At 64.5% G+C, this 24,039-nt stretch carries 28 protein-coding genes, 1 tRNA gene and 1 pseudogene; 10 read left to right on the plus strand and 20 right to left on the minus strand.

Going from position 1 to position 24,039, the window contains the following annotated elements; translation table 11 throughout:
• Window positions 1-25: 25 nt before the first annotated feature.
• Window positions 26-934 carry a LysR substrate-binding domain-containing protein gene (locus RFM40_RS14580; RefSeq protein ID WP_320277710.1) on the minus strand — a complete coding sequence of 303 codons (909 nt, stop codon included), beginning with the start codon at window positions 932-934 and terminating at the stop codon, window positions 26-28.
• Between the two features lie 110 nt (window positions 935-1,044).
• Here RFM40_RS14580 and RFM40_RS14585 point away from each other — a divergent pair, with 110 nt between their 5' ends.
• Window positions 1,045-1,230, plus strand: a complete 186-nt coding sequence (locus RFM40_RS14585; RefSeq protein ID WP_320271854.1) for a hypothetical protein — start codon at window positions 1,045-1,047, stop codon at window positions 1,228-1,230.
• Between the two features lie 69 nt (window positions 1,231-1,299).
• On the opposite strand, the gene RFM40_RS14590 is transcribed toward RFM40_RS14585, so the two are convergent.
• On the minus strand, window positions 1,300-2,259 hold the full coding sequence (locus RFM40_RS14590) for a sugar-binding transcriptional regulator (RefSeq protein ID WP_320277711.1): 960 nt from the start codon (window positions 2,257-2,259) through the stop codon (window positions 1,300-1,302).
• Window positions 2,260-2,453: 194 nt separating this feature from the next.
• Here RFM40_RS14590 and RFM40_RS14595 point away from each other — a divergent pair, with 194 nt between their 5' ends.
• Window positions 2,454-3,086: an HAD family hydrolase gene (locus tag RFM40_RS14595; RefSeq protein WP_320225098.1), complete on the plus strand. Its 633-nt coding sequence runs from the start codon at window positions 2,454-2,456 to the stop codon at window positions 3,084-3,086.
• An 85-nt stretch (window positions 3,087-3,171) separates the two neighbouring features.
• On the opposite strand, the gene RFM40_RS14600 is transcribed toward RFM40_RS14595, so the two are convergent.
• The 8 genes from RFM40_RS14600 to ureC all read right to left on the minus strand — a co-directional run bounded on the left by RFM40_RS14600 (window position 3,172) and on the right by ureC (window position 9,441).
• A complete protein-coding gene (locus RFM40_RS14600; protein ID WP_320225099.1) occupies window positions 3,172-3,939 on the minus strand; it encodes a class II aldolase and adducin N-terminal domain-containing protein in 768 nt (255 codons plus the stop codon).
• A 143-nt stretch (window positions 3,940-4,082) separates the two neighbouring features.
• Window positions 4,083-4,715, minus strand: a complete 633-nt coding sequence (gene ureG, locus RFM40_RS14605; RefSeq protein ID WP_320277712.1) for an urease accessory protein UreG — start codon at window positions 4,713-4,715, stop codon at window positions 4,083-4,085.
• Entirely contained in the window at window positions 4,712-5,152 is a 441-nt protein-coding gene (locus RFM40_RS14610) for a DUF3995 domain-containing protein (protein ID WP_320277713.1), read from the minus strand. The genes ureG and RFM40_RS14610 overlap by 4 nt, the downstream gene beginning before the upstream one ends.
• Window positions 5,149-5,820 (minus strand): urease accessory protein UreF, encoded by a 672-nt coding sequence (locus RFM40_RS14615; RefSeq protein WP_320225240.1) that lies wholly within the window; start codon window positions 5,818-5,820, stop codon window positions 5,149-5,151. The genes RFM40_RS14610 and RFM40_RS14615 overlap by 4 nt, the downstream gene beginning before the upstream one ends.
• A complete protein-coding gene (ureE, locus tag RFM40_RS14620) occupies window positions 5,813-6,379 on the minus strand; it encodes an urease accessory protein UreE (protein ID WP_320225102.1) in 567 nt (188 codons plus the stop codon). The genes RFM40_RS14615 and ureE overlap by 8 nt, the downstream gene beginning before the upstream one ends.
• Complete coding sequence (locus tag RFM40_RS14625) at window positions 6,376-6,981, minus strand: glutathione S-transferase family protein (protein ID WP_320225103.1); 606 nt, start codon at window positions 6,979-6,981, stop codon at window positions 6,376-6,378. Before RFM40_RS14625 ends, ureE begins: the two co-directional genes overlap by 4 nt.
• Window positions 6,982-7,040: 59 nt before the next feature.
• On the minus strand, window positions 7,041-7,634 hold the full coding sequence (locus RFM40_RS14630; RefSeq protein WP_320277714.1) for a hypothetical protein: 594 nt from the start codon (window positions 7,632-7,634) through the stop codon (window positions 7,041-7,043).
• Window positions 7,635-7,728: 94 nt separating this feature from the next.
• A complete protein-coding gene (gene ureC, locus RFM40_RS14635) occupies window positions 7,729-9,441 on the minus strand; it encodes an urease subunit alpha (protein ID WP_430691673.1) in 1,713 nt (570 codons plus the stop codon).
• Window positions 9,442-9,608: 167 nt separating this feature from the next.
• Here ureC and RFM40_RS14640 point away from each other — a divergent pair, with 167 nt between their 5' ends.
• Together RFM40_RS14640 and RFM40_RS14645 are read left to right on the plus strand one after the other, a co-directional pair.
• Window positions 9,609-9,980, plus strand: a complete 372-nt coding sequence (locus tag RFM40_RS14640) for a hypothetical protein (protein ID WP_320225105.1) — start codon at window positions 9,609-9,611, stop codon at window positions 9,978-9,980.
• Window positions 9,981-10,097: 117 nt separating this feature from the next.
• Window positions 10,098-10,583, plus strand: a complete 486-nt coding sequence (locus RFM40_RS14645; RefSeq protein WP_320225106.1) for a hypothetical protein — start codon at window positions 10,098-10,100, stop codon at window positions 10,581-10,583.
• 20 nt (window positions 10,584-10,603) lie between these two features.
• Here the strand turns inward: RFM40_RS14645 and RFM40_RS14650 are convergent, their stop codons facing one another.
• The 5 genes from RFM40_RS14650 to RFM40_RS14670 are packed head-to-tail and all read right to left on the minus strand — an operon-like array spanning window position 10,604 to window position 13,030.
• On the minus strand, window positions 10,604-10,909 hold the full coding sequence (locus RFM40_RS14650) for an urease subunit beta (protein ID WP_320225107.1): 306 nt from the start codon (window positions 10,907-10,909) through the stop codon (window positions 10,604-10,606).
• Between the two features lie 7 nt (window positions 10,910-10,916).
• Window positions 10,917-11,510, minus strand: a complete 594-nt coding sequence (locus RFM40_RS14655) for a HupE/UreJ family protein (RefSeq protein ID WP_320225108.1) — start codon at window positions 11,508-11,510, stop codon at window positions 10,917-10,919.
• Between the two features lie 27 nt (window positions 11,511-11,537).
• Window positions 11,538-11,792 (minus strand): DUF1272 domain-containing protein, encoded by a 255-nt coding sequence (locus tag RFM40_RS14660; RefSeq protein ID WP_320225109.1) that lies wholly within the window; start codon window positions 11,790-11,792, stop codon window positions 11,538-11,540.
• Window positions 11,793-11,817: 25 nt separating this feature from the next.
• Window positions 11,818-12,120, minus strand: coding sequence for an urease subunit gamma (locus RFM40_RS14665; RefSeq protein WP_320225110.1), 303 nt, complete (start codon window positions 12,118-12,120; stop codon window positions 11,818-11,820).
• A gap of 37 nt (window positions 12,121-12,157) precedes the next feature.
• Window positions 12,158-13,030, minus strand: coding sequence for an urease accessory protein UreD (locus tag RFM40_RS14670; protein WP_430691674.1), 873 nt, complete (start codon window positions 13,028-13,030; stop codon window positions 12,158-12,160).
• 195 nt (window positions 13,031-13,225) lie between these two features.
• Between RFM40_RS14670 and RFM40_RS14675 the strand changes: the two genes are divergently transcribed.
• From RFM40_RS14675 to RFM40_RS14685, 3 genes are all read left to right on the plus strand, one after another.
• Window positions 13,226-13,480, plus strand: a complete 255-nt coding sequence (locus RFM40_RS14675; protein WP_320225111.1) for an acyl carrier protein — start codon at window positions 13,226-13,228, stop codon at window positions 13,478-13,480.
• 4 nt (window positions 13,481-13,484) lie between these two features.
• A complete protein-coding gene (locus tag RFM40_RS14680; RefSeq protein ID WP_320225112.1) occupies window positions 13,485-14,693 on the plus strand; it encodes a beta-ketoacyl-[acyl-carrier-protein] synthase family protein in 1,209 nt (402 codons plus the stop codon).
• A gap of 165 nt (window positions 14,694-14,858) precedes the next feature.
• Window positions 14,859-15,563, plus strand: coding sequence for a glutathione S-transferase family protein (locus RFM40_RS14685; RefSeq protein WP_320225113.1), 705 nt, complete (start codon window positions 14,859-14,861; stop codon window positions 15,561-15,563).
• A gap of 112 nt (window positions 15,564-15,675) precedes the next feature.
• Here RFM40_RS14685 and RFM40_RS14690 read toward each other — a convergent pair whose 3' ends face one another.
• From RFM40_RS14690 to RFM40_RS14705, 4 genes and pseudogenes are all read right to left on the minus strand, one after another.
• Window positions 15,676-16,005, minus strand: coding sequence for a hypothetical protein (locus RFM40_RS14690; protein ID WP_320225114.1), 330 nt, complete (start codon window positions 16,003-16,005; stop codon window positions 15,676-15,678).
• Window positions 16,006-16,088: 83 nt separating this feature from the next.
• Window positions 16,089-16,700, minus strand: a complete 612-nt coding sequence (locus RFM40_RS14695; RefSeq protein ID WP_320225115.1) for a nucleoside triphosphate hydrolase — start codon at window positions 16,698-16,700, stop codon at window positions 16,089-16,091.
• Between the two features lie 207 nt (window positions 16,701-16,907).
• Entirely contained in the window at window positions 16,908-18,014 is a 1,107-nt protein-coding gene (locus tag RFM40_RS14700; RefSeq protein WP_320277715.1) for a hypothetical protein, read from the minus strand.
• Window positions 18,015-18,254: 240 nt separating this feature from the next.
• Window positions 18,255-20,062, minus strand: a pseudogene (locus RFM40_RS14705) (methyl-accepting chemotaxis protein).
• Window positions 20,063-20,482: 420 nt separating this feature from the next.
• On the opposite strand from RFM40_RS14705, the gene RFM40_RS14710 reads away from it, so the two are divergent.
• Complete coding sequence (locus RFM40_RS14710; protein WP_320277716.1) at window positions 20,483-21,460, plus strand: D-alanyl-D-alanine carboxypeptidase family protein; 978 nt, start codon at window positions 20,483-20,485, stop codon at window positions 21,458-21,460.
• Between the two features lie 110 nt (window positions 21,461-21,570).
• Here RFM40_RS14710 and RFM40_RS14715 read toward each other — a convergent pair whose 3' ends face one another.
• Entirely contained in the window at window positions 21,571-22,020 is a 450-nt protein-coding gene (locus RFM40_RS14715) for a universal stress protein (RefSeq protein ID WP_320271868.1), read from the minus strand.
• A 545-nt stretch (window positions 22,021-22,565) separates the two neighbouring features.
• Here RFM40_RS14715 and RFM40_RS14720 point away from each other — a divergent pair.
• Both RFM40_RS14720 and RFM40_RS14725 read left to right on the plus strand, forming a co-directional pair.
• Window positions 22,566-23,483, plus strand: a complete 918-nt coding sequence (locus RFM40_RS14720; protein WP_320225120.1) for a DUF1003 domain-containing protein — start codon at window positions 22,566-22,568, stop codon at window positions 23,481-23,483.
• A gap of 180 nt (window positions 23,484-23,663) precedes the next feature.
• Window positions 23,664-23,740 (plus strand) — tRNA-Arg (locus RFM40_RS14725).
• Window positions 23,741-24,039 lie beyond the last annotated feature (299 nt).

The raw sequence follows: 24,039 nt of genomic DNA on the forward strand, positions 1-24,039 counted from the left end.
GGAACGGAGATTGAGGGACGCCGGTCTACTGGCAGGCGATCTCGGCGAGGATCCAGTCGCGGAAGGCACGGATCTTCGGCACGTTGCGCCGGGCCGTGGGATAGACCAGCCAGTAGGCATGGCCGTCGTCGCCGACCAAGTCGAAGGGCTGGATCAGCCTGCCGTCGGCGAGTTCGTTCTTGAACAGGGCCCTGGTCAGGATCGCCACGCCGTGGCCGGCCATAGCGGCATTAGCCTCATAGGCCTGCGCACCCATGCTGGTACCGGGGCGGCTGGCAAGCTCTTCCGCCGGCAGACCGGCAAGCGCGAACCATTCCTGCCACCAGATGTCGCCCGGATCGAGGATCGGCAGCTTGAGCAGGTCGGCCGGCTCCTTGACGCCGCCGATGCTGGCGGCAAGCCTGGGGCTGAGCACCGGGGTGAAGTCGGCCCTGAACAACATATGCGTTTCCACGCCCGGCCATTTGCCGCCGCCGGAACGGATGGCGATGTCGATATCCTCGCGGGCGAAATCGACGACACGATTCGAGGTATCGACACGCACGGCAAGCGAGGGATGAGCGACCTGGAAAGAGCCCAGGTGCTGCGCCAGCCAATTGGAAGCGAAGGTAAGCAAGGTGGAAACGCAAAGCATGCCATCTGCTCCGGCTCGGGCGGCCGAGTAGGCGCCGCTCAACAGCGCAAACGCCTCGCTGACGGCCGGCGCCAGGCGCTTGCCGGGCTCGGTCAGCTCGATCTGCTTGGGCCGGCGCAGGAACAGCGGGGCGCCGATGCGCTCCTCGAGCAGCTTGATCTGATAACTCGCGGCGGCCTGGGTCATGCCGAGCTCCTCGGCGGCCTTTGTGAAGGAGAGGTGCCTGGCCACAGCCTCGAAGACTCGGATCGCCTGCAGCGGCGGGAGTTGGACATTCTGCCGGGAGCTCAGATCGGGCATAAGGCCTCCTTATGGGTCATGATCGACGTTTGATTGGAAGCACCTGCCAATCAGCCCGATATTTGGGGTCGAAGATCAATACAGTTCAAGCATGGCGAAGGCTGACGATCATGACCACGATTCAGGAAAAATTCGTTTCGACCCCGGCACGCAATTGGATTTCGCTGCTGGCGCGGGAATTTTCATGGCTCGCCAGCCGCAAGCGCGGTTATGTCGATGTCCGGGAATTGTCGCCGCATCTGCAGCGGGACATGGGTTTCCTCGACGGCAACGATCCGCGCGAACGCTACGAATAGCCCGGCTCTCTTTTATCGGCGAGCGACTCTAATCGCGACACATCAATCCTTCCGGGCCTCCGGCTCCGGTCATGCGGCGCGGAGAAGTGCCGCGGCCGTCCGCTCATCGGTGATGAGGCCGTTGACAAGCCGCCGGTTCACTGCGGCGAGGATGCCCGGCAGCTTTCGATCGCCCATGGCAAGCGCGATGACCAGCGATTTCTCGCGCGACGGCAGCGCCGCCGACGAGACGCGGTCATTGGTGATGCCTTCGATCATGCGGCCTTCGCGGTCGAACACCCAGCCGACGATCTCGGCGACGCCGCCGGCCTTCTGCAGCGCTTTCAGGTCTCCTTCCGAGATGAAGCCGTCCTCATAGAGCGGCGCCTTCGGGCCAAGATCGCCGATGCCGACGAAGGTGACGTCCGCTTCCGCGGCGAGCGCCAGCGTCGGTTGGATCATCGGCTGGCTGAGCAGCATGTCGCGCTCTTCCGGCGAGGAGGCGATGACCGGCAGCGGCATCGGGAAGGAGCGAGCCTTGACGCGGTCAGCCATGGTGAAGATGACGTTGTAGAAAGCGGCCGAACCGTCGGGCGAGATGTTGCCGGTGAGCGAGACGACCTTGTGCTGCGGACACTCCATCGGTGGCAGCTGCTCGATCGCCGCCTTCAGCGTGCGCCCGGTGCCGATCGCCATGACGATGGGCGCAGCCGAGCGCAGCCGCCGCTCGATCTCGGCCGCGGCGGCCTCGGCGATACCGGTCGTCGTCGAGGACGAGGTCGGATCGCTCGGCACCACTTCGACCAGATCGAGCGCGAAGCGCGATTTCAGGCGCGCGGCAAGGTCGAGGCAGTTGGCGATCGGATGATCGACGCGGACCTTGATTAGGCCTTCCGACATCGCCAGTGACACCAGCCGCTGCGCCGTCTGCCGGGAAATGCCCAGCTTGGCGGCAATCTGGTCCTGCGTGTTGCCGGCGACGTAATAGAGCCAGCCGGCGCGCGCGGCGTCGTCCAATCTGGTGTTGCCGGTTTCCTGTCGCGAGTTCACATCCTGCCTCCCCAGCCCGCATGGGCGGGCGCTATAGATTACAGCGAAAGCGGCTATGCGCAATTGTCTATCGAAAGAGCAATTGCCTGCGATGACTATCTGCCATGATTTGACCAATTCCGTAGCCATTTGCCTGCGAGGCGGTTTATCTCGGCGTGCAAACGCATTAAGGGGATCGGCAAAAGGAGCCTTGTATGACGCCGAAAGCGGTTTTCTGGGACATGGACGGCACGCTGGTCGACAGCGAGCCGCTGCATGAGGCAGCGCTGGTGGCGGCCCTGCGCAGCGTCGGCATCGCGCCGCCGACCAACCTGCACGAGCGCGTGCTCGGCATCGCGGCATGGCCGGTCTATGAGATGCTGCGCGACGAGTTCAGCCTCTCCCTGCCGTTCGACGACTGGATCGTGCGCAAGTACGATCACTACCTGCCGATGGCCGAGACGCTGAAGCCGCGCCTGGGCGCGATCGAGGTGTTCAACGAATTGCGGGCATTGGGCGTCGAGCAGGCGGTGGTCTCCAATTCCGACCGGCTGATCGTCGACGCCAATCTCGGCGCGGTCGGTCTCGTCTATCCCGGCATGCACACGGTCAGCCGCAACGACGTGCGGCTAGGCAAGCCGCATGCGGAACCGTTCCTGCGCGCCGCGTATCTCGCCGGCGTCGATCCGGCCGACGCCATTGCGATCGACGACAGCCACACCGGCGCCATGGCCGGGCTGGCTGCGGGCATGAAGACGATCTTCTGGCCGGAGGCGCCAATGGAAGGACCGCCCGGCGCGATCGTGATCAATAGCGCCGAGGAATTGCGGGCGCAATTGGGGCTCTGAGCTAACCGCAGACGTCGGCGCTGCCCCTCATCCGCCCTTCGGGCACCTTCTCCCCGTATAGTAACGGGGAGAAGGAAAAAAAGTCTCAGTTCCTGTAGACCGGCTCTTCCTCGTCGAGGATCGCCTTGAGTTCGGAAAGATGGCGCTCGGCCTGGCCGGGATAGTCGTCCATCTCGCTTGCCGCCTTTTCGGCAATCGCATCGGAGAGCGTGCGCAGCGGCCTCCCCGTCCAAAGTGCCTTGATGTAGGTTTCTGCGGCGCGCTCGAAATAGAACATGCGGTTGAAAGTGTCGGCAACGGTGTCGCCGACAACCATCACGCCGTGATTGCCCATCACCATCACCTTGACCTTGGGGTCGGTCAGAAGCTGCGAGCAGCGCTCGCCCTCCTCCTCGAAAGCCAGCCCACCATAGTGAGCGTCGACGACATGGCGGTTGAAGAACATGGCCGAGTTCTGATCGATCGGCGGCAGCGTCGAGTCGGCCAGCGAGGCAAGCACGGTGGCGTGGATGGAATGCACATGCATGGCGCAGCGCGCATGCGGCACGTTGCGGTGGATGGCGCCGTGCAGGCCCCAGGCGGTCGGGTCGGGCGCGTTGGGACCGGATAGCGTGTCGGGATCGTTGGCGTCGATCAAAAGCAGGTCGCTCGCCTTTATGCGCGAGAAATGCACCTGGTTGGGGTTCATCAGGAATTTGGTGCCGTCCTCGTTGACCGACAGCGAAAAGTGATTGGCCACCGCCTCGTGCATATTGAGCCGCGCCGTCCAGCGGAAGGCGGCGGCGAGATCGACCCGCTCCTCATAGTAAGGAAGATTGGTCAGGGTTTCCTTCTGCAAGCGGGCGACGCTCATCGAAAATCCTCCGGTTTTGGCGGTTCTGCCGTTACGCGATTCCGGACGGAAAACCGCTACGCACTTTTCCTGGAATTGCTCCAGAATGCCGTGCATGGCCGTGGCCAGCAACCGTAAACTGGTGGGTCAGGCCAAACGATCGGTCAGGCCGCGGGCCGCGCCGATTGCAGCCCGCCATGCTCGACGATGAAGTCGATCACCTCCTTGAGGCCCTTGCCGCGCGACAGATCGGTGAAGCCGAACGGCCGCTTGCCGCGCATGCGGGTGGCGTCCCGATCCATCACGTCGAGGTTGACGTTCACATAGGGCGCGAGATCGCTCTTGTTGATGATCAGGAAATCGGAGCGGGTGATGGCCGGGCCGCCCTTCCTCGGTATTTCCTCGCCCTGGCAGACCGAGATGACATAGAGGGTGAGATCGGCAAGGTCCGGCGAGAAGGTGGCGGCAAGATTGTCGCCGCCGGATTCGATGAAGACGATGTCGAGGTCGGGAAACTTCTTGTTCAGCTCGGCAATCGCCCGCAGGTTGATCGAGGCGTCTTCACGGATGGCGGTGTGCGGGCAGCCGCCGGTCTCGACGCCGACGATGCGCTCCTCCGGCAACGCCTGCAGGCGGGCCAGCATCATGGCGTCTTCCTTGGTGTAGATGTCGTTGGTGACGACGGCGATCGAGAAGTCGCCGCGCAGCGCCTTGCAGAGCTTTTCGGTCAGCGTCGTCTTGCCGGAGCCGACAGGGCCGCCGATGCCGATGCGAAGGGGACCGTTTTTCGATGTCATGCCGGAAACTCCGTGATGGCAAGGATGGCGAAGCTCGCCCCGATAAGCAGGCAGAGCGGCGAATAGAGGCTTTGGTCGAGCCGAGCGAAGGGCTGCTCCGGCGTCAGCCGGCGCCACCAGGGCGTGAAGCCGGCGACACCGCGGCTAAGGAAGACGAGGCCGAAGAGCAATGCGGTGGCTGCCAGCCCTTCCTTTGGAAAGGGCGCCGCGAAGACGCCTTCAAGCGCCAGCGGCCACAGTGTAGCAAGAGCCAGGCACCCACCGACCGCAAAGCTCGCGACCGGCGAGGGCATTTCGTCGACGCCGCGAAAGCCGACGACGGCGTGAGCGCAGGATTTTGCATCCCTGCCCGGCCAGATGCCGCCGATGCCCCAATAGACGTGCAGCGTGGTGATCAGGAGCAGGACGAAAGAGAGGGCGAAGGCAAGGATGGTCATGAACGGAACAGACGCGAATATTGGGTTTCGTGCTTCATCGCCATGATGTCGGACATCGAGGCTGCGCCGCCGAGATCGTCGAGCGAAGAATTCGCGGCGCGGTCGGCCGTCGCAAGAGTCAAAGACTCAAAACCGGCTAACAATGCCGTTGCGTCGACCTGCCCTATCACACCGAGCCGGATCGCGGCCTGCACGAGGTTGGAGAAGAAGGCCTGCAGGGAGGCAGACAGCGCCTCCGCGAGGCCGATGCCGTTGCTCCCGGCAACGGCGCCGACGGCAACGCAGTAGGCGCAGTCGGCCGGCAAGCGCTCCAGCGCGGGACACGGCCAGGCGGAAGCCGCCTTGAGGAAGGCAGCGCCCTGCAGCATGGTTTCCATGTGCCGCTCCTGCGACCCGGCGAACGCCTCGGCAAGCGCGGCGACTTCCGCGAGATCGCCGCCGTCACGCGCGCGCCGCCAGCTTTCGGCGAACAGCACGGCATCGTTCCAGCCGGAACCCATCTCGACCAGCGTCTCCAGCCAGCCGGCGAGATCCTGGCGATCGGCGATCAGTCCTTCATGCACGGCGCGTTCGAGGCCATGGCTGTAGGAAAAACCGCCGACCGGAAAGGACGGCGACAGCCAGGTCATCAGCCGCAGCAGCGCTATGGGCGACGGCTGGTCAGTCATGGTGGTGGTGGTCATGGTCATGATGGTGATGATCATGATCGTGATGGTCGTGATCGTGATGGCCGTGGCCATGATGGTCATGGTCGTGGCCATGGCCGGAGTAGGCGCCGCGCACCGGAGTGAACGGTTCTAGCACCTCGTTGACCGTGGCGCCCAGCCCTTCCAGCATCGCCTTGATGACATGGTCGCGCAGGATGAGGATGCGGTCCGCCTCGATCGCCGCCGCGAGATGGCGGTTGCCGATATGCCAGGCAAGCTCGGCCAGATGCACGGCGTCGCGGGCGCGGATGTCGTAGACCTCTTCCGGGGCGGCGACGATCTCGAGCTGCCGGCCATCTTCCAGCACCAGCCGGTCGCCATTGCCGAGAGCCACCGGCTCGGGCAGGTCGACCAGCACCCTGCCGCCTGCCGCCGTCTCTATCGCACGGCGGCGCAGATGCCGTTCGTCATGGGCCAGCACTGCCTTGTCGTAGGCTGCGGCTGCCGATGCCTCGCCGGCCGGGAGTACCGAGACGGCGCGCGGAAACTTGGTGAAATCGGTATTGATGTTGAGCTTCATGTGAAGGCTCCTCCATTCGCCTGCGCACGGGCTCGGGCCGGGCGCTGCAGAACACGATCGAAATAGGCGTTGACCCGATCGGACTCGATCGGAAACCTGCCGGCGCGCGCCCAGCCGCCCATGTCGCCGAGCAGGACGTCGACCGCGGAAAAACGGTTGCCGAGCGCAAAGGGCTTGTCGCCGAGCCGTCGGTCCAGCGCCTTCACCTCGGAAGCGAAATCATGCGCGACGGCAGGGCCGACATCGACCCGCAGCTCCTTGGGCAGCAGGAAGCGGTGGCGCAGCTTGTTCCACAGCGGCGCTTCAAGCTCGCTCTGGGCGAAATGCATCCAGGAATCCATCTCGGCGCGGCCGGCGAGGCCCGGATCGGCGCCCATATTCCTATCGGAATGCTTGTCGGCGAGATAGACGCAGATCGCCGCCGAATCCGTGATCTTCAGCTCGCCGTCGATCAGGATCGGCACTTTGCCGGAAGGGTTCAGCGCATAGGCCTCCGGCGAGCGCAGCTTGATCTCGACGAACTCATAGGGCTGTTCGAGCTCCTCGAGCATCCAGAGCACGCGGCTGACGCGGGAGCCTCGCGATCCGACGGCTTTGTACATGGTTGAACCCTGCCTTTTCCTTGGACCCTAGACCATCGCAGCAATCCACCCAATGCCGCTCAGACGATCGTGTCGAAGAGCCGCAGGATGAACGATATCTGGTAGATGAGGGCCGCCGCGACGAAGGCGATGTGGAAGCGGCGGTCGCTGACCAATATCGCCTCGATGCAGAGCGCGACGAACACCGGCGTGCGAAACAGATATTCGATGCCGAAGCGGGCGAAATGCTCCGGCCCCTTGAGCAGCGTGTCGATCACGTCGAGCAGATAGGTCGCGCCAAGCAGGCCGAAGAACCAGGCCCGGCGCGAATAGAAATAGTCCTCGTAGCTGGTGTAATCGAGCATTGAGTCCGGAAACAGCAGCGCGCAGAGCAGGAACAGCGTGATGGCGTAGAAGATGATGAAAAGATACTTGCCGAAGGTCCAGTTTTCGATGGCGTAGAGCCCGAACTCCCACCACCAGAAATGCACCAGCATCAGCAGAACCGAGCCGACCCAGGCCAGATGCACGGGATAGAGCTTGTATTGGCCAGGATGCTGGACGATGCGGGCAAACCCGGACAAGAGCCGAGTGACGCCAAGGCCGATCACCATGCCCATGACGATGCGGATATGCGGAAAGATGTCGTGGGGAGAGGCGATTTCGGTGGGCATGGTTGTCCGCTATGCAGTTGCTCAACCGCATAGTGCAGGGTCCACACTCCAGCCGCAACGGAATTTGCCCTCTCACCGAAAGGCGCAATCGCGCCTAAAACAGAAAATACCTTTGCGCCATCGGCAGCACCGTCGCCGGCTCGCAGGTCAGAAGCTCGCCGTCGGCGCGCACCTCATAGGTTTCGGGATCGACCTCGACATGCGGCGTCGCGTCGTTGAGCACCATCGAATGCTTGCCGATGCCGCCGCGCGTGTTCTCGACCGCGACCATCGCCTTGTCGACGCCGAGCCTGCCTTGCAGGCCGGTGTCGAAGGCGGCCTTCGAGACGAAGGTGACCGAGGAGTTGGTCAACGCCTTGCCATAGGCGCCGAACATCGGCCGGTAGTGCATCGGCTGCGGCGTCGGGATCGAGGCGTTGGGGTCGCCCATGGGGGCGGCGGCGATCGAGCCGCCGACCAGCACCATCTCCGGCTTGACGCCGAAGAAGGCCGGGTTCCAAAGCACCAGATCGGCGCGCTTTCCCGCCGTCACCGAGCCGATCTCCTTCGACAGGCCGTGCGCGATGGCCGGATTGATCGTGTATTTGGCGATGTAGCGGCGAACGCGGAAATTATCGTTTTCACCGGTTTCCTGCGGCAGCGAACCGCGCTGGCGCTTCATCTTGTCGGCGGTCTGCCAGCAGCGGATCGCCACCTCGCCGACGCGGCCCATGGCCTGGCTGTCGGAGGAGATGATCGAAAAGGCGCCGATGTCGTGCAAGATGTCCTCGGCCGCGATCGTCTCCTTGCGGATGCGGCTTTCGGCGAAGGCGATGTCCTCGGGGATCGACGGCGACAGATGATGGCAGACCATCAGCATGTCGAGATGCTCGGCCAAGGTGTTGACGGTGTAAGGCCGGGTCGGATTGGTCGATGACGGGATGACGTTGGGCAGGCCGCAGACCTTGATGATGTCGGGCGCGTGGCCGCCGCCGGCGCCCTCGGTGTGGAAGGCATGGATAGTGCGGCCCTTGATGGCTGCCACCGTGTTCTCGACGAAGCCGGACTCGTTCAGCGTGTCGGTGTGGATCATCACCTGCACGTCGTAGTCGTCGGCGACCGACAGGCAGCAGTCGATCGCGGCCGGCGTCGTGCCCCAGTCCTCATGCAGCTTCAGGGAGCAGGCGCCGCCCAGCACCATCTCTTCCAGCGCTGCCGGCCGCGAGGCGTTGCCCTTGCCGGACAGGCCGATATTCATCGGGAAGGCGTCGAAGGACTGGATCATGCGCGCCATGTGCCAGGGGCCGGGCGTGCAGGTGGTGGCCAAAGTGCCGTGGGCCGGACCGGTGCCGCCGCCGAGCATGGTGGTGATGCCGCTCATCAGCGCTTCCTCGATCTGCTGCGGGCAGATGAAGTGGATATGCGCGTCGAAGCCGCCGGCGGTCAGGATCTTGCCCTCGCCGGCGATGATCTCGGTTCCTGGCCCGATGATGATGGTGACGCCATCTTGCGTATCGGGATTGCCGGCCTTGCCTATGGCCGCGATGCGGCCGTCCTTCAGGCCGATATCGGCCTTGAGGATGCCGGTCAGCGCATCGACGACCAGCGCGTTGGTGATGACTGTGTCGACGGCGCCTTGCGCGCGAGAAACCTGGCTCTGGCCCATCCCGTCGCGGATGACCTTGCCGCCACCGAACTTCACCTCCTCACCATGCACGGTGAAATCCTTCTCGACCTCGATGAAGAGCTCGGTGTCGGCCAGCCGCACCTTGTCGCCGACGGTCGGGCCATACATCTGCGCATAGGCGGCGCGTGAAATTCTAGCCATCAGCGATTGCTCCCGAAATGAAGGTTGATTGAAGGCCGGCCGCACATTCTCGCCATCCAATGGTCACGCAATGACCCGCCCGGCGACACCTTCCGATCCCATTTGGCGGTTGAGGTGGCCGAGTCAGCCCAAAACCACCGTTTGCCAACCCGATGGAAGGAACATCCATGCGCAAGACGATATTTCTCGCGGCGACCGCCGCCTTGATGATGGCGGGCGCTGCGAGCGCCCAGCAGCAGCCCGCGCCTCAGCCAAGCCCGGCGCCGGCCGCGCCTGCTCCCGCTACCCCCAAGCCGCCGACCATCGAGAGCGTCAACATCGTCGACATCACCGAACTTCCCAAGGATACGCAAACGCAGGTCAACCAGATCGTGGCGCAACGCGGCGACGCCGGCCTGCAGACATTGCGCAAATCGATCGACGCGACGCCCAAGGTGAAGTCCGCGCTCGAGGCCAAAGGAATAAGCTCGGCGCAAGTGATCGCCGCCAGCCTGCAGCCCAATGGCGCGCTGACCCTGATCACCAAGAAGGCAAGCTGATTGCGCCGCCTGGCGGGCCGGTTCCAGGCCCGCCGGCGGCAAGCCTGAGGGAACTTCCGGCTCGCAAGAGACGTTTCGCTCTTTTCGCCCCACAGGAAATTCAGCCAGGAGCGAGCGATGACGGGCGGCGTCAAAATACCTTTTCCAGCTACGGCCGCGGCCGCGCTTATGATAGCCGCCGCCCCGCACGCCGCGTTCCCGGCGCAGCCGCTGGATAGCAACAAGCCGGCTGCGACGATCGTCGATTCCGACGTCAGGCAGGAGGAGGCGCTGTCGAAGACGCAAGCCGGCAAAGTCATTACGGCGATCGACCGCACGCGCGAGAATATCGGCACGGTGCGCAAGACGACCAAGCTCGACACTGTCGACATCGTGTTCCTGACGGATGCCGCGCGCAGCGAGGGCGGACCGCCGCCGGCGATCGAGAACAAGGTGAAGCAGCATCAGGACGACGTCGCGGAACTGCGGCAGGAGATCGAGGCGAACGCGTTGCTGTTCAATGCGATCGATTCGCGCCGCGTGCTCGCCGAGGACGTGCTTGCCGTCGAATTCGACAATCCGGGCAAGATCGTCATCTACGCGGCCGCCAAGCCTCCAAAATGATTTGAGCCCGCCGCCAGACCTCACAGCTTGCCCATCACCTTCTGCTGGAATCCATAGACCTCGCGCTTGCCGCCGAGCGGCACCAGCGTGACGTCGCGTTCCTGGCCCGGCTCGAAGCGCATGGCGGTGCCGGCGGCGATGTCGAGCCGCATGCCGCGGGCGCGCTCGCGGTCGAATTTCAGAGCCTCGTTGGTCTCGAAGAAATGATAATGGCTGCCGACCTGGATCGGACGGTCGCCGCTGTTGGCGACCTTGAGCGTGACCGTCGGCAGGCCCTCGTTCAGTTCGATCTCGCCCTTTGCCGTGATGATTTCGCCCGGGATCATCGCGGCCTCACAGCATGCCGAAGGCAAGGCCGACGCCGACCGCCGCGCAGGCGGCGCCTGCGGCGCGTATCATGCTCCGGAAGCGCAGCCCAAGCCCGAGCGCTGCCGCGATGCCGACGGCATGAAGAAGGGCCGTGGCGACGGCGAAGCCCGCCATATGTTCGAGCCCGCCGGCATTCTCCGGCACTTCGGTGCCATGCGCATGGCCATGGAACAGGGCGAACAGGCCGATGATGGCCACGCCCGCCGAGACCGGCAGATCGACCGCCAGCGCGACCAGCAGCCCGAACGCCACGACCGAAGCGAGGATACCCGGTTCGACGAAGGGCACCGGCACCTGCAGCATGCCAAAAGTTGCGCCAGCCAGCATCACGCCGACGAAGGCGAGCGGCCATGCCCACACCGCCCTGCCGCCTTTCATCGCCGCCCACAGACCGACCGCGATCATCACCGTCATATGGTCGAGGCCGGACAGCGGGTGCATGAAGCCAGCCGTGAAGGAAGAGGTCGTGCCGGCCCCGACATGGGCATAGGCCGGCATCGCGGCGGCCAGAAAAAGGATCGCGGCGAGTGTGTTGCGTTTCGTGGATGCGGAGATCATGGGTCTGCCTTCCAATCTAGCAAATGGTTACGCGGCCTTGCGGGGGCCGCACCCCTCGGCCTTGAGCACACGGTTGGTCGAGGCCGGATATTTCTCCAGCTTTGCCGCCGGCCGGATCGGCCGCGGCGCAAAATTGCCGCCGCAGTTCGGGCAGAGGCCGTCGAGCACGTTTTCCAGGCAGTCGGCGCAGAAGGTGCATTCGAACGTGCATATCCGCGCATCCGCCGCCTCGGGCGGCAGATCCTTGTCGCAGCATTCGCAATTGGGCCTGAGTTCCAGCATCGGTCCTCTCTTCGCCTTATGGGCCTCACCTGATCGGTTCGTGCACGGTCACCAGCTTGGTGCCGTCGGGAAACGTCGCCTCGACCTGGACGTCGTGGATCATCTCGGCAATGCCGTCCATGACCTCAGCGCGGGTGACGACATGCGCTCCGGCCTCCATAAGCTCGGCCACCGAGCGGCCGTCGCGCGCGCCTTCGACGACGAAGTCGGTGATTAAAGCGATCGCCTCGGGGTGATTGAGCCTGACGCCGCGCTCCAGCCGCTTGCGCGCCACCATCGCCGCCATGGCAATCAGCAGCTTGTCTTTTTCACGCGGCGTCAGATTCATGCGGTTTCCCAGTATCCATGATCGAAGTATTCGAAGGTCAGAGTGACCATAATTTGGGCAGACCAGCCTGCCCGTTGAGCAGCTCGACGAGCGGAACCAGACGCTTGCGGAGCTGGTAGCCGTCGCCGGCGGTGAGCCTCGCAAGAAGCTTGCCAGATTGCCCGACGCTCCAGAAACTGACGCCGCCCCGGTGACTGATAGAGGGACCACAGATCATCGGGTCGCCGATGATCGCGCGGACCGGCTCCAGCAGGGTTTCCGCACGCGGAGAGACGAGAAGCATGGTTGCAACTGCGCTTGAGCCGCCGGCCACAGCCGGGCGCTGGAGGCCGGCTGCAATATCCGGCCCAACGCGAAAATCCTCGGCATGGATAAGCCTGCCGTCCTGCCAAACCCGCCAGCGGTCGTGGAAATTGCCCCGGACCGTCCGTTCGCCCATCGCCAGCCGGCCGAAAAGCGTGGCTTCCAGCAAAAGCACCTCGGCGTCCGCCGCAAGCTCCACATCGAGCGTTCTGGCGAAGGCCGCCTGGTCGAAAACGATGGTTTCCTGCGGCAGCCAGGCAATCCGGCCGCCCGCGCCGACATCCAGGCTGACCTTCGTTTCGGCGCGATCGGATGCGGCGCGATAGATTTTTTCGCACGCCTGGGTGGTGATCGAGACCGAGGCGCCCTCGCCGACCTTGATCTCCCAGCCAAGCCGGTCGCCGCCGGTCAATCCGCCGGCCGTGTTGATCAGCACGGCCTCGAGCGGCTCGCCATGTACCGCCGGCATGCGAATCTTGGCCGATCCGTCCTGGTAGAGGCGCCGAATGCTGGTCCGGCCGCCTGTTCTGCCGCAGAAAAGCCTGCCTCGCCCGGCAACACGTTGGGCGGCAGGCGGGGGAACCAGGGTATCGTCGATCATGTCCACGGCGCCAACGTTAAGCACTCCGGTGGCTTTGTCGATATATAGCTTGTTGCTTGACATCGTTTCGGTTTCTATAGAGGGAGCCACCTTGGAGCGGTCACGCGATGCCTGGAGAGGTAAGGATGACGGCGTTTGCGAATCCGGGGACGAAGGGGCGCTGATCAGTTGGCGTCGGAAAACGACAGGGGAAGGAACCGAATGGCTGACCAGCTGACGACCGAAATCATCGAAAAGATCAAGGCCCATGCCGAGACTGGCGGCGACGAAATCACCACCAGCACCGATCTCAACACGCTTGGCATCCATTCGCTGGAGCTGACCGAGATCATCTTCGATCTCGAGGAGAAGTACGGCATCGAGATCGAGATGAACACGGTCGATGCCTGGAGCAACCTCAAGAACGTCGGCGACATGGTCGAGGCGGTTCGCGATCTGATCGCGAAAAAAGCCTGATTGCATGCTGAAACGCGTCGTCATCACCGGCATTGGCGGAATATGCGGGCTCGGCAACGATGTGCCGGCCATATGGAGCGCCATGCGCGAGGGCCGCTCGGCAATCGGCCCGATCGACAACCCTTCGCTGCATGACCTGAAGGTCAAGGTCGGCAGCGAAATCAAAGCGCTGCCCGATCACGGCATCGACCGCAAGCAGGTTGTGTCGATGGACCGCTTCAGCCTGCTGGCGGTGATCGCGGCGCGGGAGGCGATGCAACAGTCGGGGCTGGTCGCCCATGCCGACAACACCTACAGGATGGGCGCCGTCGTCGGCATCGGCGTCGCCGGCTTCGAAACGATCGAGGAAAATTACCGCGCGATCCTGATCGATGGACGCAACCGTGCCGCCATCTTCACCGTGCCGAAGGTGATGCCGGGCGCGGCCGCCGGCCAGGTCAGCATGAATCTCGGCCTGCGCGGCCCGGTGTTCGGTGCTACCTCGGCCTGTGCGTCGGCCAATCACGCCATTGCCTCTGCGGTCGACCAAATCCGACTCGGCCGCGCCGACGTCATGGTCGCCGGCGGGACCGAAGCGCCGCTGGTATGGGGCGTGCTCAAGGGCTGGGAAGCGCTGAGGGTGCTTTCGCCCGATACCTGCCGGCCGTTCTCGGCCGACCGCCAGGGCCTGTCGCTCGGCGAAGGCGCCGGCATGGCGGTGCTGGAAAGCTACGACCATGCCATGGCGCGCGGCGCCACCATCCTCGCCGAGATCGCCGGCGCCGGGCTTTCCGCCGACGCCTCCGACATCGTCGCTCCTACGGTCGAGGGGCCGGAGGCGGCGATGCGCTTCTGCCTGGTCGATGCCGGACTCAATCCCGAGGACGTCGACTATCTCAACGCGCACGGCACCGGCACCAAGGCCAACGACCAGATCGAGACGGCGGCGATCAAGCGCGTCTTCGGCGAGCATGCGCGCGCGCTCTCGGTCTCCTCGACCAAGTCGATGCACGCGCATTGCCTCGGCGCATCGGGCGGGCTGGAGATGATCGCCTGCGTGATGGCGATCCGCGACGGCATCGTGCCGCCGACCGCCAATTACCGCGAGCCCGACCCGGAATGCGATCTCGACGTGACGCCGAACGTGGCGCGCGAGCGCAAGGTGCGCGCCGCGCTCAGCAACAGTTTCGCCTTCGGCGGCACCAATGCGGTGCTGGCCTTCAAAGCGATCTGAGACGAACAGGCATCCATCGGAATGCACTTCCGGCGGATTGCTTGGGTTGACCGTCCGTGCACGGCGGGCCGATTGCCGGCCTATTGATCCAGGCGGATCACGATCCTAATTCTTGCCCACCCGCCACGAGCGCCGCCCGGCGCCAATCCGCATCCGGAGCCTCCGATGACCGACCTGTCCGCCTTTCCGATCGCCAAGCGCTGGCCGGCCAAGCGCCCCGACCGCCTGCAGCTCTATTCCTCTGCGACGCCCAACGGCGTGAAGATTTCGATCGCGCTGGAAGAGATCGGCCTGCCCTACGAGCCGCACTACGTTGATATCGGCAAGAATGAGAGCTGGACGCCGGAATTCCTGTCGCTCAACCCGAACGGCAAGATACCGGCGATTATCGACCCGAACGGGCCCGACGGAAAGCCGATCGGGCTGTTCGAATCCGGCGCCATCCTGCTTTACCTCAGCGACAAGACCGGCAAGCTCATTCCGTCCGATCCGATCCGGCGCTACGAGACGATCCAGTGGGTGTTCTTCCAGATGGCCGCGATCGGCCCGATCTTCGGGCAGGTCGGCTTCTTCAACAAATTCGCCGGGCGCGAGATCGCCGACAAGCGGCCGCTGGAGCGCTATCGCGACGAATCGCGGCGGCTGATCGGCGTCCTCGAAACGCGGCTGAAAGGCCGGGAATGGATCATGGATGACGACTACACCATCGCCGATGTCTCGATGCTCGGCTGGGTGCGCAACCTGATCGGTTTCTACGAAGCGCGCGACCTCGTCGGCTTCGACGATTTCCCGACCGTCGCGGCATGGCTGGAGCGCGGCCTTGCACGGCCGGCCGTGCAGCGGGGTCTCACCATTCCGGCGAGGAGCTAAAGCGCGCGTCGCGCTGAAACGGATTCAGGCGACGCGCTTTAAGCCTTTGTTTTGATGCATGTCGTTGTCCCAGAACCGCTGCACACTTCTGGGCGACATGCATTATTTCGCTCTATTTGGCTTTGGTTTTAGCGCCGCCCCGGCCGAAAACAGACGCGGCAAGCCGAGCGGTGGCGACCACCGCGCCGGCCGCAACGCTTGCAACGGTGCGAACCGGGCCGGACCTCGCCGCCGCCGGCTTATGCGGCTTCACGGGTTTTGCGCCGACCTTGTGCGACGCGCCCGGCACCACTTTCCTGGGCGCCGCCTTGCCGAATGTCGGCTTGGCGTCCTTGGTGCGCTCGGCGGCCGTCGCCTCGGCGGCGCCGGCCTTCGATTGCGTTGTTCTGGATTGATTGGCCCTGCTTCTCGCGGGCGCGGGTTTTCTGGTCTTGGTTGCCATCAGACGGTTCCCTTACGCCGGTACGGCCATAACGGCGCGAAACTCTTAAGGTTCCCGTCCAAAAATAGTGAAAATTGAGCAGGTTAACCAAGCACCAGATCGGCCTCCCGGCGGCGCGCCAGCACGCGCTCGATGTTCGGCATATCGTTGGAGGCGATCCAGGCGCTGGCGTCCTCGTCGGATTTGCCATGCCCGCGCCAGCGCTCCATCAGGCGGCGCTCGAGCTCATTGCGCGGCGCGTCGACGAAGATGGTGAAGTCGAACAAAGGCGCCAGCCGCGACCACGGCTCCTCGTCGAGGAGGAGATAGTTGCCCTCGACAAGAATGAACTTGGTGTCGGCGTCGATCACTTCGGCCGCCGCGCGCGACAGTTCCATGTTGCGGTCGAAGACCGGAATGGCAATGTCCGGTTCGCCGGAGCGGATGCGCTTCAACAGTGTCTCGAAGCCGGCGAAGTCGAAGGTTTCCGGCGCCCCTTTTCGCGCGCGCAGGCCGCGCCGGTTGAGGATGATGTCGTCAAAATGGAAGCCGTCCATCGGCACGACTTCCGACGTGCCTTCCGGCAGCAATTCATGCAGCCTGCCCGATATCGTTGACTTGCCGGCTCCCGGCGGGCCGGCGATGGCAACTACGAAACGCTTGGCTTTGCCAGCGCGCTTGAAGATGGCGGCAGTGATATGGGCCAAGTCAGACATCAGCGCCTCTTTGCTAGCGACTCCGGCCGCATCTTGGCGGCTGTCGGCGGAAATTTCAAACAATGATCCCTATCGCCAAGGGTTCTATCGCACACCCTTGAGGGCGGTCGCGACATTCGACATCGTCATCCTGTGGTCTGCGCGCGTCGCTTCGCTCCTTGCTCCGCCCTGGAATGACGAACTCTCGGGCGCTCTGGCCCGAACCCCTCACGCCGGAACCGAGCGGCCAATGCGCAAGAAGTCGCCATCGAACGGCACCTCCCGCGTGGCCCCGCCCGCGGCAAGGATGCGCAGCCGGTCGGGCGCCGATTCGAGATTGGCCGGCGGCTCGGCATCGGCCAACGGAACCGCGCCGATGACATGGCGGAAGGAGACGCTGCGCCCTTCGGCGAGGGCGAAGGCCGTCGCCACGCCTTCGTGCTTCAGCCAGTTGTCGCCGAGCGAAGCAGCATGGCCGACCGCGGCGCGGCCGTCCTCGATGCCGAGCACCCCGACATGGCGGCCGCTCCAGGGCGCGTAGTCGCGGCCGCCATTGCTGAACCACAGCATGGTGACCGGCAGCTCGGCCGGATTCTTCAGCACCAGCACCAGATCCTGCTCGGCGCGCCGCGCTAGTGCCGTCCAGCCCGGCCCGTCATGATCGGCCTCGACCAGCGTGATGAAATCCTCGCCCCTAGCCTCCATGCGGTAGTCGGTGAGATCGGCGGTGCCGCTGGCCGCGATCGGGAAATGGGTCAGATCGGTGGAGCGGGCGGGATAGGCCAGGCGAAACCGGCCGCGCGCCGGATCTGGCTCCAGCGGAGTGGCCGGCGTCACAGCCAGGCGCTTCGGCGAAAAGGCGAGCCGTCCACCATCCCGCATCGCCGTCATCGGATGATGCGCGACGGAAATGGCGCCGGTACCGCCGGAAAAGACGTGCTCCTGGTAGAGGAAGGGATGGTTGTCGCGCAGCGTGAAGATCTTGTCGACGGCGGCGCCCATCACCTTGCGGCGGAGCCGGAAGACGGCCCGCCAGCCGCCGGCGATGGCGCCGTTTTCGACGACATCCCACTCGCTGTTGGCCGTCCAGCCATGCAGGGGTGCTGCCTCGACATCGCTGGTGGAAAACGGCGCGCAGAGGAAATCGCCGGACAGACGCACCGTGCCTTCAGGGAGATTTTCCGGCAGTTCTTCGCGTGGCGAACCGACCCAGGGCGCGCGGTGCAGCGGCTTCAAGCGGCGGCCGTCGGCCTCGATCTCCATGGCGGCGATATGGCCGACGGCGAGATCGAGCGAGACCGAGATGTCCTTTGCGTTGATCGCGACGGTGTCCATGGCTCTGCCTCGAATCTCTTACAGGTAGGCAGCAAAGCCTGACCCATGCAGAGGATGCAAGCTCGGTGAATGGCATTTTGCGTCAGCGCCCACCCTCCCCCTTGTGGGGTAGGTCGGCGAGCGGTCGGAGCAACGCGGAGACCGCTCGACGGGGTGGGGGTTCAAACAAAAGAATCCTTTCGACCCCACCCCGATCCGCTAGGCGGATCGACCCTCCCCACAAGGGGAGGGTGGGAGCTCCTACTGCCGCTTATACTCCCGCACCGGCGACTTCGTGCCATCCGTGTAGGTTACCTGCACCGCCATCGATTTCACGTCGTCCCTCACCTTGAAGTAGGGCTGGTAGTCGGCGGGGATGGCGTATGGGTCCTTGGCGTCGCAAGGCGGCATCTTGATCTCTTTGTCGAGCGCGGTGCCGTTCAGGCTGTAACGGACTTGCCCGATGGCGCAGCGGAAGGAGAGCATCTGCGTGAAATAGACCAGGCCGTGGTTGCCGCTGGCATCGAAGGCGATCCACGACGTCCAGAACTGGTCGAGGATCTGCTTGTTGCCCTGCTGGAGCGCTGAATCCGGATCGAAGCGGATGGCGAACGGGCCGGTCTCGCGGCCCCTGGTGTCGAGATATTTGATCGCGATGTTGGTTGCCGCGGTGCTGTCCGGCAGCTCGAAGCTCGGATTGGGCATCGGCTTGCCGGTGCGCTGGTCGTTGGTCGCGAGCAAGCCGGTGTCGGTGAACGGGCCGCTGTCGCCGAGCCGCCAGGAAATCGCGGTGGCCGGCTCGGGCAGCGAAATCGTCATCGACCAGCCGGCATTCGAGCGCGTCGGCGTCAGCGTCGGCACGAAGCGCGAGGGGTCGAGCACGTCGCCAAGTGCTGCCAGCCGGGTTCGGCTGCGGTCGAGCCAGTCGGCCAATTGGGTCTGGTCGACGAAATATTTGAGCAGGCCGCCATCTTCTCATAGGAAACGAATTTGGTCAGCGCCTCAGCTTCGCTGCGCTTGTCGGCCAGCGTCTGGCTGCCGAGACGATCCTCCGAAAATTCCTGCGCCTCGAGGAAGTAAGCCGGCGCATAATCCGGATTGGCCGCTATGAAGGCGTTCAACTTACCGAGCCGCTGGGCATCGTCGAACTGGAGCAGGTGGACGAGCTTGATCGACGGCGCCCTGGCCTTTTCGGCGAGCGTGCCTAACACTTCGCGGGCGCCGGCCTTGCCGTCCTGGACTCTCAGCAGCGTGGCGAAGCGCGTGTAGGGATCGATGGCGTCGACATCGAAGCCGGCAAAGGCGAGATAGGCTCGGCGGGCATTGAGCATGTCGCCGGCCAGCTCGTAGACGCGGGCATTGTGATAAAACTCGTCGGGACGCTTTGGATCGGCGATCGCGCCGCCCTGCGGGGCGAGCTGGGCAAAGCCCTTGGCGATCGTGTCGATGGAGGCGGCGATCTGCTCGGTGGTCGCCTGCAATTTCTCGGCCTGCGCCTGCTGCTGTTTTTGGCCTTCGGCGAGCGTATCCATAGTCTGCTTGACCGCCTCGACCGTCTTCTGCGTCTCGGCGCCCTGAGCGGTCTGTTGCTGCTGGGCCGAGGCGATCTGGTCGGTCTTTTGCGCCACGGTGTCGGTCGACTTCTTGACCGCCTCGACGGTTTTCTGCGTCTGCGTGACCGTCTGCTCGATCTTCGCCACCTTCTCCGAGACGATACCCAGCGACTGCTGCAATTGCGCCACCGCCGGCACCAGCGTGGCGATCACGCCGTTCTGCGAGTTGGTCTCCTGCTGGACGCCATAGACGCCGCCGGCGATCGCCGCGGCGCTTGTTGCGAAGATCAGCGCCGGCATGGCCCTGGCCGCCAGCACCAGGCGCAGCACCATGGCGACGGCGATGATCGCGGCTGCGACCGAGGCGACCAGCGCGATATAGGCGGCAAAGGGCCCGAGCGGGTTCAGCACATCCGACACCGCGCCGCTGACGAAAGCGACGCCGCCCGCCCATTTGCCGGTGCGGCTGAGCGAGGCCCTCAGCAGCGGGGTCGTGCCCGTGGCGATTTCCGACATGCCGATCCCCCCAAGTCCAAGCCGCAAGCACCATAGCGGCAAGGGGGTGGGGATGGCAAAGCGGGTCGAAATCGCGCCCTACAACGCCGGCGATTGGCGAAAGCCTAGGCAGCATCCAATCTCCCCCCTTGCGGGGGAGATGTCCGGCAGGACAAAGGGGGGTGTGAAGGATCGCGGCACTGCAGCATGAGCAACGTCAATCAGGGCTTCGTCTAAGGACATGGCGGCCACGCCGGCGGGACAGCACCCCCCTCTGCCCTGCCGGGCATCTCCCCCGCAAGGGGGGAGATTGGCAGCGTCGCCGGCAGCGCAAGCCTCCGAAACCTGGGCAAAGGCCTTGTTACGCCCATTAACCAAATGGACGCGGCAGGTGCGTTACGTTAGCTTCCCCGGCATCTCAGCAACAGCTTAAGAACAGTCTTGTCCACTCCGCGTCCCCTTCCGCTCCTCCAGAAACTGATCGCCGCGCTTGCCTTTTTGGTGGTCGTCGCCGGCTGCACCACCGCGGCGCCGCCGGAAAGCGTGCTCACTGTCCCGGCCGCGCCGCAGAAATACGCGGCGATCGTGGTCGACGCCTCGACCGGCAAGACTTTGTTCGAGGTCAACTCGACGGCGCAGCGTTATCCGGCGTCGCTGACCAAGATGATGACGCTCTACATGCTGTTCGAGGCGCTGGACTCGGGCCGGGTGACCAAGGAAACGCAGATCCCGGTCTCCGATCACGCCGCCTCGCAGCCGCCGACAAAACTGCGTTTTAGGCGCGGCGAGACGATCGACATCGATTCCGCCATCCGCGCCATGGTGGTGAAGTCGGCGAACGACGTGGCGGTGGCGGTGGGCGAATATCTCGGCGGCGGCAGCGAGGACCAGTTCGCCGCCATGATGACCGCCAAGGCGCGTCAGCTCGGCATGGCGAGCACCATTTTCCACAACGCCTGCGGCCTGCCCGACGCCGGCCAGGTGACCAGCGCGCGCGACATGGCGGTGCTGGGCATCGCGCTCGAGCACCGCTTCCCGCAGCATTTCCACTATTTCTCCGAAAGCGACTTCATGTTCCGCGGCCGCCTGGTGCGCGGCCACAACGACATGCTCGGCCGGGTGCGCGGCATCGACGGCATCAAGACCGGCTATATCCGCGCCTCCGGCTACAACATCGTCACCTCCTACAATGCCGACGGCAGGCATCTGATCGTGGTGGTGATGGGCGCCCAAAGCGCGCGCCAGCGCAACGACCATGTCGAGGCGCTGATCCAAAGGAGTCTGGGGCCTATGACGGCGGATGCACAGCCAAGGCTGATGTATGCCGGGCAGGAGCCTGCCGGTTCGGCGCTTCCGGGGCTGCCGTCGCCTGGTTTGGCGGCGCCCGATTCGTCGTTGCCGGGTTTGCCGGCGCAGTAGCAGGTCTCGAGGGGCTGTGCCTGTGCGCCGCGACCTATTGGCCTCGTCATCCTAGGGCGGAGCAAGGAGCGAAGCGACGCGCGCAGACCCTAGGGTGACGAACTACCCCCTTACCGAACCACCAGCACCGGAATCTGCGTCAGCGACACCACTTCCGCCGTCTGGCTGCCGAGCACCAGCCGGCCGAATCCTCTGCGGCCATGCGAGGCCATGACGATCAAGTCGCAGCCTTCCGCGCGGGCGGTGTCGAGGATGGCCTCGGCGGGCGCCTTGTTCTCGACATGCAGGGTCTTCGCGCTGACGCCGAGCGCGTCGGCCTCGGCCTTGCATTTGTCCAGCACCTCGCGGGCATATTTGCGCGCGCTTTCCTGGTAATTGGTGAGCTCGTCGGCGGCGACATAGCCGGCCATGGCGCCGCCCCAGGCCAGCGCCGGGAACGGCTCGGAGACGGTGACGAAGGTGACGGTGGCGCCGAGGCCCTTGGCCAGCTCCAGGCCATGGGCGACGCCCTTGCCGGCGAGCTCCGAACCGTCGGTGGCGATCAGGATGTGCTTGTACATGGTGGCGATCCCTGTTCTGCGGGGCGATGCGCGCCCTTGGTGGCGGGAGCCTGCGATCAGGCCTGAAGCGGATATAGTTTTGCTAGCAGGCCAACCACAGAGGGCAGCTTGATCCGGATCAAGGCCAGGCGGCGGAGACGATTGCTCCAGGCCCATGCGCAGCTCGATAAAGGCTCCCCGAGACCCATGGCGGAAGCGGCGGACAATCGCGAACGGCGGTCCCCCGCTCCGTCTCGGCTTCGCCGATCCACCTCTCCCCCATTTCATGGGGGCGAGGAAACGCCAATCGCGAAGGCCGCGACCTTCGCAAGCCTGGTTTCCTCGCCCCCGCGGAAGCGGGGGAGAGGTGGATCGGCGCGCAGCGCCGAGACGGAGCGGGGGCCTGCGCCGCCATAGGCGATTGCAGTTAGAGGCCGGCGAAGAGGCACGCCCCCATCCAGCCAATCACAAGAACTTGTTCCGTCACACGACCTTCACAGTCGCGATGGATATGCCGCGCCGGCTTGGCGTATCGTATCGGAAAGCCGAAAAGAGGAGCACCGAATATGGCCGGCGACCCCAAGGCGCAGAAGCAAGCCGACGACGAGAACGAAAGCGGCGGCGAATATTTCGAGGCGCACACCTTAGCGGAGGACGCGCACGAGGCGGCGGACGAGATCCTCGAAGCGCCGGAGGTGCCGGATTCGGAACCGCACGTGCCCGGCAGGGTCAAGCCGAAGAAGAAGCCGTCGGCGATCAGCGGCAGAAAGTTCCGCAAGCGCGACCTGGTGCGCATCGACGATCTCAGGCCCAGCCTCGCCGACCGCATCCGCGCCGACCATCCGGACCTGCCGCGCGGCGCGCGCGTCAGCCGCGCCGAGCTCGCCCGCTACCGCATGCGCTACATGGAGGAATTGCTGCAGCAGGAGCACGGCGAATTCTCCGAGCTCGACCGCCAGGTGGTGGAATCGATCGCGAGACAAGACACGATCTCCGAAAACTCGGAAGAGGAGTTCGAGGAGCACCGCTCCTTCGCCGACCGCGTCTCCGACTCGATGGCCGAGTTCGGCGGCAGCTGGTGGTTCCTGATCTCGTTCGCGGCCGTGCTCCTGATCTGGATCGGCCTGAACCTCGCCGAGGGCGCGGTGGGCGGCGCCTTCGACCCCTACCCGTTCATCCTGCTCAACCTGATGCTCTCCTGCATCGCCGCCATCCAGGCGCCGGTGATCATGATGAGCCAGAAGCGGCAGGAAGCCAAAGACCGGCTGCGCTCCTTCAACGACTACCGGGTGAACCTCAAGGCGGAGCTGGAGGTGCGGCACCTGCACGAGAAGCTCGATTACCTGATCTCGCGCCAGTGGCAGCGGCTGGCCGAAATGCAGCAAATGCAGCTCGACGCCATGCACGAGCTGACCGCGAAGAAGCAGAAGCGGACGACGCGCGGGGTGCAGCGCAGGGTGGCGAAGAGCGAGGTGGAGGGATGAGGAGCTAGGAGTTTGGGTTCCTCGCTCCCACAAAGTGGGGAGAGGTAGCTCGGCGAAGCCGAGACGGAGAGGGGGAGCGCCGCACAATCGCCAATTGGCCGTTGAAGCTCGCCCCGGCTTCCGCTAAGAAGCCGTGGCTGGCCGGCTCACCGGTTGGTTCGTTTTCCGGTTTCCCGGGAAGCACCCGTAGCTCAGCTGGATAGAGCGCTGCCCTCCGAAGGCAGAGGTCACAAGTTCGAATCTTGTCGGGTGCGCCAATTTCTCATTGCGTAGCAGGTAGTTAGCCCTACACTTGGCTTACCTGAAGTCCTTCAGGGCCGAGCGGCGTAAGCGCTGAGAATCGGAGTTTAGGCAAAACCATGCCGCCAGATTCCGCAGATTTTCGGGTAAAGCAGTGCGAAACGCCAGTTTCCGGCGAACGAGCTTCAAAAATGAAGGTTGAGCGTTGCTCACGTGGGCAAGGCTCAAAACGACCGAAATGGGGCCGGAGAACGAACCCGCTGCGCGGGATGGGCCCGTGCGGTGAGGTAGAGATCACGAGCCGGACGTCGCGCTC

The sequence above is a fragment of the Mesorhizobium captivum genome, assembly GCF_033977165.1.
GTDB lineage: Bacteria > Pseudomonadota > Alphaproteobacteria > Rhizobiales > Rhizobiaceae > Mesorhizobium > Mesorhizobium captivum.